This is a genomic window from Pseudomonas sp. CMR5c, from assembly GCF_003850545.1.
GTDB lineage: Bacteria > Pseudomonadota > Gammaproteobacteria > Pseudomonadales > Pseudomonadaceae > Aquipseudomonas > Aquipseudomonas piscis.
The window spans coordinates 1,741,089-1,752,449 of sequence record NZ_CP027705.1 but is presented as its reverse complement, the minus strand read 5'-3'; the positions used below and the strand labels follow the sequence as shown (position 1 = coordinate 1,752,449).

The following is an 11,361-nucleotide window of genomic DNA, read 5'->3' as shown; positions in this document are numbered from 1 at the left end:
CGTGGCGCCCCACTCAGGACGCCACGGGCCAGGCTCAGCCCTGGTTGAACAGGCCGAGCTGGCTGATCTTGCTGAAGGCCAGTTGCGAGGCCTGCAACATGGTCTGCTGCAGGGTCAGGCGGGTCATCACCTCGGCCGGATCGGAGTCGGCGATCGCCGAGCGAGTGGTGACGTTGGCCGCCGCCAGGTTGGTGTTGATCTCGATCTGGGTATCCAGGGCCGAGCCACGACCACCTACCGAACTGATGCCGATCGTCAGCTGATCGGTACCACTGGCCAGGTTGGCCATGCCCGAAGCCAGGTCGGCCAGTTGTTTCTGGGTCGCTACGGTATTGCCGTCGGTCGGAGTGCTCAGGGCGCTTTTCAACTGGCTCACGGTATCCAGGATGTTCTGGGTCTCGTGGGTATTGACCGCGACGCTGAACTGGTCGTTGGCCGCCGGGGTACCGCTCAGGTTGAAGCTCACACCTGCAGCAGTGGCCACGTTGCCCACCAGGGTGCCGGAGGATACCGGCTTGCTGTCGGCGGTCAACGGAGCGGCATACAGATCGAAATTGGTGGCGCTGGTGAACTTCAGCACTGCCGAGCCACTGGGGAAGGTCGAGTTGTAGTCCGCCTGGTTGGTTACGCTGGCGCTGGATACCTGGGCGGTGCTGGGGTTGCCCGGGCTGCGCGCGACGTTGAAGGTATCCGGCTTGGAGCCCAGGCTGAAGGAGTATTGCGGCAACACCGTAGCGGCGTTGTCACCGGCCTTGAGATTGACGTTCAGGCTCAAGTCGACACCACGGAAGCTCACGGTCTGGTTTGGCGTATTACCGATCACACCACCTTGACTGGCCTCGGAAGTCACGTCGTTGCCAGCGGCGTCGGTGATCTTCAGCTGGGTGCCACTGACGAACGACACGCTGTAGGGCTCGCCCTTGCGGAAATCGGTGTTGTACTTGCCGGCGTTGGACATCTGCCCGTTGGACATGAACACCTTGCCGTTGTCTGGAGCCGGCGCGGTCTGGGTGGTGACCTGGGTGCGGCTGGTATTAGGCGCCTTCTGGAACACGTCCCAACCGGTGCTGTTGGCGGCCATCAGCATGGTGTCGCCCACTGGCAGCATCAGGCTGCTCTGGTCGCCGTTGTAGCTGTAGGTACCGTCGGAGTTGCGGCTGAACGGCGGCACGTCATCCTTGGAACCACCGAAGATGTACTTGCCGTTTTCGTCCTGGGTATTCATCAGACTGAGCAATTGTTCTTCGATCTGTCCCAGCTCCGAAGCATTGGCCTGGCGGTCCTTGTCGGTGTAACCGGCGTTGCCGGCACCGGCGGCCAGTTCCTTGGCACGGGTCAGGACGTTGTTGATGCTGGTCATCACCGATTCGGTCTGGCCCAGGGAGGCCTTGATCGAAGTGGTATTGGTCTTGTACTGGTCGAGCAGCGAGGCCTGCTGGCCGAGCTGCAACAAGCGCGCAGCGCCTACCGGATCGTCGGCCGCGGTATTGATCCGCACCAGGCTGCTGGCCTCTTCGCTGCTCTTGATCGCATTGGAGAAGTTGCGCTGGTAGTTGGCAGCCGAAGTCTCGAAGAACTGAGAAGTGGAAATACGCATGGGCTACGGCTCCTTAAAGGCTGCTGATCAGCGTGCTGAAGATGGTTTGTGCGGCCTTGATGATCTGCGAAGACGCGGTGTAGTACTGCTGGTACTTGACCAGGTTGCCGGTCTCGTCGTCCAGGTTGACTCCCGACAGCGAATCACGCGCCCCCTTGGCGTTGCTCAGGATCACCCCGTTGGCGGCCGAGTCGAGCTTGGCCTGGCTGGCCTTGGCGCCGACGTTCTCGATCAGCTTGCCGTAGGCGTCCACCAAGGTGATGCCCTTGCTCGCCGAACCGGTATCGACGGTCTGCTTGCTCTGCAGACCAGCCAGCGCCAGGCCGTTGCGGTTGTCCGAAGAGCCGGCGCCGTTGACCGAGATGTTCATGCTGTCGCCGGAGTTCGGCGCACCTGCCACATCCATCTTCACCGCGAAGGTTTTCTGCACACCGGCACCATCGAGGATCGGTGCGCCGCTGGCATCGACCATCTTGATGTTCAGGTTGAGGGTGTTGGTCTGCCCGGGAACGATGGTGCCGCTGCCCATCTTCGTGCCCTTGGCATCGAAGTAGTCATAAGTCTGGCTGCCGCCGGCAGGTGCGTTGAACACCACCTTCACCGGACCGGAGTTCTTCAACGCGGTCTGCATCTCCAGCTTGGCGGCCGCATTGTAATTGTCGATCGGCGTTACCAGCGATGGTTGCGAGCCGATGCTCAGCGAACTCTTGACCCCGGCAGCGATCTCGGCCTTGAGTGGCGCGGCGATCGCCAGACGCTTGGCGTCGGTCATCTCGGTCTGGATCGCGCTCGCACCATTGCGGGTCGGAGTGATCTTGAAACTATCGCCCACGGCAGCGCTGCCATTGAGCTTCAACGCGAAGCCATCGATGACCGGCGGCGGGTTGGTGGTGGTGCTGAAGGAGCCCAGGTCGGTGCCGTCGGAACGCTTGACGCTGTAGTCCGTCGGGCTGCTGAAGGTCACCGTGTAGTCGCTGGTGGTCAGCTTGCCGGAGTCCTTGATGGTGACATCGAAGTTGCCCGAAGCCGTGTTGTTACCGCCGCTGGCGATGCTGCGCTGACTGATCAGGCGAGCACTGTTGATGTCATTGAACAGATTGCCGCCGAAATCACCGTTCTTGTCGATGCCCTGGGCCATCTGGCTGTTCATCTGGTCGGCGACCACCAGGGCCACACGCCCCAGTTCATTCATCGCCGGGTCCAGCACCTCGCTGCGATAACGCAGCAGGCCGCCGATCTCGCCACCGGTGGTGAGATTGGTGATGTCCACGGTGCTGCTACCGCGATTGATCTGCAACATGGAGCGGGTCGGGTCGTCCTTGCCCTGCACCACTTCCAGGGAGTTGGCGCTGTTGCCCATCACCAACGGCTGGCCGCTGCCCAGGTACAGGTCGACGCTGGAGCCACGCTCGGATACGTCGACCTTGATGAACTGCGAAAGCTGGCGCACGGTTTCGTTACGGGCGTCGAGCAGCTCGTTGGGCATGCCCTTGCCGTCGTTCGACAGCTCGGAGATCTTCTGGTTGAGCTGGGCCACGGTGGTGGCCAGCTTGTTCACCTGGTCGGCCATGGTCGACAGGTTGCCGTTGATGGTCTTGTTCTGCTCGTTGAGCTGGTTGGAAACCGAGTTGAAGCGATTGCTCAGGGCCTGGGCATCGCTGAGCAGCAACTGCCGGGAGGCTTCGTCGGTAGGCTTGGCGTTGAGGTTCTGCACCGAGGCGAAGAACTTGGTCAGGGCGCCAGTCATGCCGGTACCGGCCTCGGAGAGCAGCTTGTCGATCGGCGTGATCTGCTGCTGGTAGGCCGCCACGTCGCTGTTGAGCGAAGTCGCGGTACGCAGCTGGGCATCCAGGAAGCTGTTGTACACCCGGCGCACATCGGCCAGGGTGGTGCCGGTGCCGATGAAGACATTGCCGAATTGGCTGGAGGCCTTGGTGCCCTGTACGGTCTGCTGCCGCGAATACCCGGCGGTATCGGCGTTGGCGATGTTGTTACCCGTGGTCATCAAAGACGATTGGCTGGCAGCCAGCCCGGACATCCCGATATTGAGCAAACTCATGATTCAGACCTTATAAATTCGTGGGAGCGCCTGCCGCAGCGTAGTTCTGGTAACTCTTCATCTGCTTGGCTATCTGCGAAATCTTGCTTGCGTAATCCGGGTCGGTTGCATACCCGGCTTTTTGCAACTCGCGAACAAACTGTTCTGGTTTATCGGCAACCTTCAGCACTTCTTGATAGCGATTATTGCTCTGCAGCAAAGTCACCAGATCGTGGAAGCTGTCCTGGTAGGAATCGTAGGAACGGAACGCCGCCGTTTCCTTGACCATCTGGCCGTTGCGGAACTCGCTGGTGATCGCCCGGGCCTGGCCGCCCTGCCAGCTGCTGCCGGCCTTGATGCCGAACAGGTTATGGCTGCTGCGGCCATCCTGCTGGCGCATGACCGACTTGCCCCAGCCGGTTTCCAGGGCCGCCTGGGCCACCAGGTAGCGTGGGTCCACACCAATACGCTTGGCCGCCTGCTCCGCCATGGGCAGCATGGTGGCGACGAATTCATCGGACGAACCGAAGGCGCGCTTGGCCGGCGCCAATGGTGGCTGGGCCATGGCCCGGCCATAGACACGCATCTTGCCCTGGGCCGCGGCGTACCCCTGGTTGACCCGCCACTCACCACGCAGCACTGCATCGGCGGCCGCGCTATTGCGGGTAGGCGCGGCGTTCTGCGCGGTGACTTCCACACTTCCCGCCGAAGGCACGATGCCGGCCAGCAAGCGATCGGTGAGCTTGCTCGGCAGCGACAAGCGCCGCTGATTGAGCAAGGCCATGTCGTTGTGGGCCAGACTGGTACGCACCGGATCGGCAGTACGGGAGGCCCACAACGGCCGCTGGCCATTGAGCCGGCTCAGAGGACCATCCTGGGCCGCGGTACCGGCCGCGATCGGCGTCGGCGTCGCGACTGGCGGAGCTACCGGCGGCGCCGAGGTCAGCCCGGTAGGCGCCGCCCTTGGCTTGTTCTGCATCATCTGGCGCACCAGCACGTTGGCCAGGCCGATACCGCCACCCTCGCGGGACAGGGACACCGCCAGTTGCTGGTCGTACATGTCCTGGTACTGCTTGGTGGTCGGGGTATTGAGCGGGTTGTCCTGGGCCAGCACGTCGGTGGCCTTGCGCATGGACTTGAGCATCTCGTTGAGGAACAGCGACTCGAACTCCTGCGCCACCTTGCGCACGTTGGCTTCGCTGTTGGTGTCGCCGACCTTCAGCTGCTGCAGGCGATTGAGGTCCGAATAGGCCCCGGAATCCCCGCTGGCGACCAGACCGCTCTTATGTATATCCATGGCCACCCCTCAAATCACGATCAGGTCGGCCTGCAAGGCGCCGGCCTGTTTCAGGGCTTCGAGAATCGCCATCAGGTCGCCTGGCGCCGCTCCCACCTGGTTCACCGCCCGCACGATCTCGTCGAGGGTGGTGCCCGGGCCGAACTTGAACATCGGCTTGGCTTCCTGCTGGGCATTGACCCGCGAGCGAGGCACCACGGCGGTCTGCCCATTGGACAAGGGGCCGGGCTGGCTGACGATCGGATCCTCGGTGATGGTCACCGTCAGGCTGCCGTGGGTCACCGCCGCCGGCGAGACCTTGACGTTCTGGCCGATCACGATGGTGCCGGTGCGGGAGTTGATGATGACCTTGGCCACCGCCTGGCCCGGATCGATCTCCAGGTTCTCCAGGATCGACAGGTAGTCCACCCGCTGGCTCGGGTCCAGCGGGGCAGTAACGCGAATCGAGCCGCCATCGATGGCCTGGGCCACGCCCGGGCCGAGCATGTCGTTGATCTTGTCGACGATGCGCTTGGCCGTGGTGAAGTCCGAACGGTTGAGGTTCAGGGTCAGGCTGTTGCCCTGGTTGAAGCCACTGGGCACCGCGCGCTCCACCGAGGCCCCGCCCGGGATTCGCCCCGCCGACGGAACGTTGACGGTGATCTTCGAACCATCCCGACCCTCGGCATCGAAACCACCTACCACCAGGTTGCCCTGGGCGATGGCGTAGACGTTGCCGTCGATACCCTTGAGGGGAGTCAACAGCAAGGTGCCGCCACGCAGGCTCTTGGAGTTGCCGATGGACGAAACCGTGACATCCACCTGCTGGCCCGGCTTGGCGAACGCCGGCAGGTCGGCGCTGATCGATACCGCGGCGACGTTCTTGAGCTGCACGTTGCCCGACCCAGGCGGAACCTTGATGCCGAACTGCGACAGCATGTTGTTGAAGGTCTGCAGGGTGAACGGCGTCTGAGTGGTCTGGTCACCCGTGCCGTTGAGCCCCACCACCAGGCCATAGCCGATCAGCTGGTTGGAACGCACGCCGGAAATACTGGCGATGTCCTTGAGCCGCTCGGCCTGGACGCCGAGGGACACGGACAGCAACAAGGCGGCCGCCATCAGGTGCTTGAAATTCAACATAGTGCGCCTAGAAAGGGAACAGCGGGCTGAGGAAGAAACGATCGAACCAGCCAGGCTGGTTGGCGTCGGCGAACGACCCGGTACCCGAATAGGTGATGCGCGCATCTGCCACCCGGGTCGAGGACACGGTGTTGTCCGTGGCGATATCGTCCGCGCGGATCAGGCCGGCGATACGCACCAGCTCGTCACCGGTATTGAGGGTCATCCACTTCTCGCCACGCACGGCGAGGATACCGTTGGGCAATACGTCGGCCACGGTGACGGTGATCGAACCGGTCAGGCTGTTGCTTTGCGCCGCCTTGCTATCGCCCTTGGTGGAGCGATCACCCTTGTAGCCGGCATTCAAGCTCAGGTCGCCATCGCCGAACGGGTTGTTGGTGTTGGGCACAGCACCGAACAACGACGTCAGGCCGATGCTGTTGCTGCTGTTCTTGCTCGACGCCGAGTTGGCGCCTTTGCTGGCCGCGGTCCGCTCGTTCAGGGTGATGGTGATGATGTCGCCGACCCGGAACGCCTTGCGATCGGTGTACAGGCTCTGCTCGAACCCGGCCTGGTAGATCGAACCGTTGTTGGAAGCCGAAGGCAGCGGCGTGCGCGGCAACACTGGCGCGTAGTAAGGGTCATTGGGCTTGGGTGGCGGGGCGACACAGCCCGCGAACACGGCACTCCCACTCAGCGCTAACACACAGATAAACCGATTCATGACCCTTCCTCACGATGTTACCGGCACGTCATCGACTCATGACGGCCTCAAGACTTGATTACAGCTTCTGCGTTACGAACGACAGCATCTGGTCGGCGGTGGAGATCACCTTGGAGTTCATCTCGTAGGCCCGCTGGGTGGTGATCATGTTGACCATCTCTTCCACGGTACTGACGTTGGACGCTTCCAGGGTGTTCTGCAGCGTGGTGCCAAAACCGTTCAGGCCCGGGGTACCGACCTGCGGCGCACCACTGGCGGCGGTCTCCAGGAACAGGTTGTTGCCCAGCGCTTGCAGGCCGGCCGGGTTGATGAAGTCGGCGGTCTGCAGGTTGCCGATCACCTGGGACGCCGGGTTGCCGGCCACGGTGATGGAGACGGTGCCGTCGTTGCCCACGGTGAAGGTCTGCGCGTTGTCGGGTACGACGATTGCCGGCTCCAGGGCGAAACCATTGGCGGTGACGACCTGGCCATTGGAGTCGAGGTGGAAGGTGCCGTCGCGGGTATAGGAGGTGGTGCCATCGGGCTGCAGGATCTGGAAGAAGCCACGACCGTTGATCGCCAGGTCCAGCGGTTGCTGGGTGGTCTGCAAGCTGCCGGCACTGAAGTTCTTCTGGGTGCCGACGATGCGCACGCCGGTACCGACCTGCAGGCCGGAAGGCAGTTCGCTGTCCTGGGTCGACTGGGCACCCGGCTGGCGCTTGATCTGGTACAGCAGGTCCTGGAACTCGGCACGGTCACGCTTGAAACCCGTGGTCGAGACGTTCGCCAGGTTGTTGGAAATAACACTCAGGTTGGTGTCCTGGGCGGACAGACCGGTTTTGGCAACCCATAGAGCCGGAAGCATTCGATTCTCCTCGCGCGCCTGTTTTACGGCGCTAGGTACTGGTAATTAGCTGATCTGCAAGACCCGAGCCATGGCCTGGTCGTCTTCTTTGGCGCTGTTCATCATCTTGACGTGCAGCTCGAACTGCCGGGACAGGGCCAGCACCGCGGTCATTTCTTCCACCGCATTGACGTTGCTCGACTCGAGGAATCCCGAGACCAGCTGCACATTGGCATCGACCGGAGCAGGCTGGCCGTCCTTGGTCTTGATCGAACCATCCAGGCCCTTGACCATGTTGCGGGTATCGGGGTTGACCAGCTTGATGCGGTCGACCTCGGCCAGCACCCGCGGACCTTCGCCCATGGCACGAATGGTGATGGTGCCGTCCTGGCCAACCTCGATCTTCTGCTCGGGCGGCACGGCAATGGGACCTCCATTGCCCATTACCGGCATACCGTTGCCGGCCCGCAGCACGCCCAGGGCATCGACGTTCAAGCTGCCGGTGCGCACATAGCTTTCGCTGCCATCGGGACTTTGCACGGCGATCCATCCCTTGCCGCTGACGGCCACGTCCAGGTCACGCCCGGTCTCGACCATCGAGCCCGGCGTGAAGTCCGTAGCAGGACGCTCGCTCATGGCGAAAGCTCGTGCCGGAAAGCTGTCACCGAATACCGGCATCGCGCGAGCCTGCTCCAGGTCACGCTGAAAACCGTTGGTGGAGATGTTCGCCAGGTTGTTGGCATGGGCCTTTTGCGCCAGCGCGTTCTGGCTGGCGCCGGTCATCGCCACATAAAGGTACTTGTCCACTGTCGTTCCTCATCTGCCGGACGCTTGCCGTCCGCCACTGTACTGCGAACCCCTAAGCAATAAGCGCACCAACTTTTCAGAAAGAGGTTTAACCTCAGGCAGGACAGGGCTTTGCCTGGTAATGGAAGGAAAATGGCGGCTTGTCAGGAGACGGAAAAACGGCGCTCTTATGCCGCTACCGGCAAGCTACCGCCCCGATGCACCACCGGCGCTGCCGCCAACGACAGCTAGAGCGGATCACCGGAAGCCTTGCCCACTTCATATTCGCGCAGCTTGTTGGCGATGGTGGTATGGGACACCCCCAGGCGCTTGCCCAACTGCCGGCTGCTGGGAAATTCGGCGTAGAGGTTTTCGAGCACGGCTTTCTCGAAGCGCCCGACGATCTGCTCCAGCCCGCCGTCCAGGGAAAACTCGCCAAGAGGCTGGCGCGCGCCATAGTCCGGCAAGCGGATGTGCTCGGCCTTGACCATGCCGCCGTCGCACAACGACACCGCCTGGAACAATACGTTTTCCAACTGCCGGACGTTGCCCGGCCAATGGTAGTGACTGAGCCGCTCCATGGCCGCCGGCGCCAGCTGCGGCAAGGGACAGCCGATCTGCCGGCTGGCCTGGTCGAGAAAGTGCTCCACCAGGGGCCCGAGGCCATCCAGGCACTCGCGCAGCGGCGGAATGTGCAGGGACAGCACATTGAGCCGGTGGTAGAGATCCTGGCGGAACTCACCACGGGCACAAAGCTCGGAAAGATCCAGCTGGGTGGCGCAGATCACCCGCACATCCAGGTACACCTCTTCGTCGCTGCCGACCCGGCGGAAACAGCCGTCCTGCAAAAAGCGCAGCAGCTTGACCTGCAGCCGCGGGCTCATTTCCCCCACGCCATCGAGGAACAGGGTACCGCCCGCCGTCAACTCCAGCAGGCCCAGCTTGCCTTCCGCCCGCGCACCTTCGAACGCCCCGGGGCCGTAACCGAACAGTTCGGTTTCGGCCATGGATTCAGGCAACCCGGCGCAGTTCAGCGCCATCAACGGCGACTGGCCGCGCGGGCTGGCCAGGTGGCAGGCGCGGGCCAGCAGCTCCTTGCCGGTACCGGTTTCCCCTTCGATCAACAGGGGCGCGTCCAGGGGCGCCATGCGCCGCGCCTCACGCACCACCGCGGCCATTACCTTGGAACTCTGGAAGATACTGTCGAAACCGCGCAGCTCCTGCTTGCGCACGTTGTAGATGCGCTCGCCGACCCGGTCCGCGCGGTGCAGGGTCAGCACCGCGCCGGCCATGGCCTCGCTGTCGTCATGCTCGGACTGCAAGGGCGCGATATCCGCCAGGAATACGTCGCCCTTGACCTTGACCCGCAAACCGTTGATCCGCGACTTGTTGGCCCGCACCAGCTCCGGCAGGTCAAAATCCTCGGCATAGCGCGACAACGGGATGCCCGGCACCTCGTCCACCCGCACCCCCAGCAACTGGGCGGCGGCGCGGTTGGCAGCGACGATGGAACCGCCCATGTCGATGGACAGCACGGGAAAATCCAGGGCCCCCAGCAGCGCATTGAGCTCCATGTGCCGGCGCTCGCTGGGCATCAGCCCGACACGCTTGACCCCGAACACCCCGGCGATGGATTCGAACTTGGGCCGCAGCGCCTGGAACTGCAGGTTGATCAGGTTCGGGCAGTGCAGGTAGATGGCGTTGCCATGCTCCCCGCCTACTTCGCCCCGAGCAACGTTGATGCCGTATTCCACCAGCAGATTGAGGATGTCCCGCAGGATGCCGATGCGGTTCTGGCAGTGAACTTTGATGCGCATGGATTAAAGGCCCGAAAGGAAATATGGAGGGCATAAACGCCGACGAGCGACGCTTTTGGCGCCATGGCCAGCAAAATTTCTGCTGGATGCCGCAGATAATCGTCAAGATTATGTGACAGCTTCCGCTATTTTCAAATGGTTCATCCCCAACGGGGCAGGGCTTTGGCCATATTCGTAACGATAATTTTACAACGAGCCCCTTCAAGGTCGCCCCTTCAACCACCGCCACCTGCTGCAAAGCGTCGCACCCTGGCGTATCACTGGGGTCATTCATAACAAGAACGCATCCCCTGGCAGGAGAGCAGCATGAAGCAGACGCAGTACGTGGCCCGCGAGCCCGACGCGCAAGGTTTTATCGACTATCCACCCGAAGAACACGCGGTGTGGAACACCCTGATCACTCGCCAGTTGAAAGTGATCGAGGGCCGTGCGTGCCAGGAATACCTGGACGGCATCGAGAAGCTGGGACTGCCCCACGATCGCATTCCGCAGCTCGGCGAAATCAACAAGGTCCTGGGCGAAACCACCGGCTGGCAAGTGGCCCGGGTCCCGGCGCTGATTCCTTTCCAGACCTTTTTCGAACTGCTGGCCAGCAAGCGCTTCCCAGTCGCGACCTTCATCCGCACCCGCGAAGAACTGGACTACCTGCAGGAACCGGACATCTTCCACGAGATCTTCGGCCACTGCCCGCTGCTGACCAACCCCTGGTTCGCCGAGTTCACCCACACCTACGGCAAGCTCGGCCTGCAAGCCACCAAGGAAGAGCGGGTATACCTGGCCCGCCTGTACTGGATGACCATCGAGTTCGGCCTGGTGGAGACCCCAGCCGGCCGGCGCATCTATGGCGGCGGCATCCTGTCTTCGCCCAAAGAGACCGTCTACAGCCTGTCCGGGGAACCGGAGCACCAGGCCTTCGACCCGCTGGAGGCCATGCGCACGCCGTATCGCATCGACATCCTGCAGCCGATCTACTTCGTCCTGCCGGAGCTCAAGCGCCTGTTCGACCTGGCCCATGAAGACATCATGGCCCTGGTCCACCAGGGCATGCAGCTGGGCCTGCACGCACCCAAGTTTCCGCCAAAACCCAAGGCGGCCTGAGCGGCCCGCACTCGCGAGCCGCTGCGAAAGATAGTAACGTCCACGGGCTGCGCGAAATCTCAAGAGCGCAGGCAATCCCGCCT

The 11,361-nt window shown here is 62.6% G+C and carries 9 protein-coding genes; 1 reads left to right on the top strand and 8 read right to left on the bottom strand.

What is annotated here, in order from left to right:
• Nucleotides 1–34: 34 nt before the first annotated feature.
• From C4K40_RS08185 to C4K40_RS08150, 8 genes are all read right to left on the bottom strand, one after another.
• Entirely contained in the window at nucleotides 35–1,597 is a 1,563-nt protein-coding gene (locus tag C4K40_RS08185; protein ID WP_022641284.1) for a flagellar hook-associated protein 3, read from the bottom strand.
• Nucleotides 1,598–1,610: 13 nt separating this feature from the next.
• A complete protein-coding gene (gene flgK / locus C4K40_RS08180; protein WP_022641283.1) occupies nucleotides 1,611–3,656 on the bottom strand; it encodes a flagellar hook-associated protein FlgK in 2,046 nt (681 codons plus the stop codon).
• A 10-nt stretch (nucleotides 3,657–3,666) separates the two neighbouring features.
• On the bottom strand, nucleotides 3,667–4,932 hold the full coding sequence (flgJ, locus tag C4K40_RS08175; protein ID WP_053135124.1) for a flagellar assembly peptidoglycan hydrolase FlgJ: 1,266 nt from the start codon (nucleotides 4,930–4,932) through the stop codon (nucleotides 3,667–3,669).
• Nucleotides 4,933–4,941: 9 nt separating this feature from the next.
• The gene (locus tag C4K40_RS08170) at nucleotides 4,942–6,051 is read right to left on the bottom strand and encodes a flagellar basal body P-ring protein FlgI (protein ID WP_022643013.1); all 1,110 of its coding nucleotides are present in this window, start codon (nucleotides 6,049–6,051) and stop codon (nucleotides 4,942–4,944) included.
• A gap of 7 nt (nucleotides 6,052–6,058) precedes the next feature.
• Nucleotides 6,059–6,754 (bottom strand): flagellar basal body L-ring protein FlgH, encoded by a 696-nt coding sequence (gene flgH, locus C4K40_RS08165; RefSeq protein WP_031321146.1) that lies wholly within the window; start codon nucleotides 6,752–6,754, stop codon nucleotides 6,059–6,061.
• A gap of 58 nt (nucleotides 6,755–6,812) precedes the next feature.
• Entirely contained in the window at nucleotides 6,813–7,598 is a 786-nt protein-coding gene (flgG, locus tag C4K40_RS08160) for a flagellar basal-body rod protein FlgG (RefSeq protein WP_022643011.1), read from the bottom strand.
• 45 nt (nucleotides 7,599–7,643) lie between these two features.
• Entirely contained in the window at nucleotides 7,644–8,384 is a 741-nt protein-coding gene (locus C4K40_RS08155) for a flagellar basal body rod protein FlgF (protein ID WP_053135127.1), read from the bottom strand.
• Between the two features lie 227 nt (nucleotides 8,385–8,611).
• A complete protein-coding gene (locus C4K40_RS08150; protein WP_022643009.1) occupies nucleotides 8,612–10,180 on the bottom strand; it encodes a sigma-54-dependent transcriptional regulator in 1,569 nt (522 codons plus the stop codon).
• A gap of 306 nt (nucleotides 10,181–10,486) precedes the next feature.
• Here C4K40_RS08150 and phhA point away from each other — a divergent pair, with 306 nt between their 5' ends.
• Nucleotides 10,487–11,278, top strand: a complete 792-nt coding sequence (gene phhA, locus C4K40_RS08145; protein WP_022643007.1) for a phenylalanine 4-monooxygenase — start codon at nucleotides 10,487–10,489, stop codon at nucleotides 11,276–11,278.
• Nucleotides 11,279–11,361: the final 83 nt, after the last annotated feature.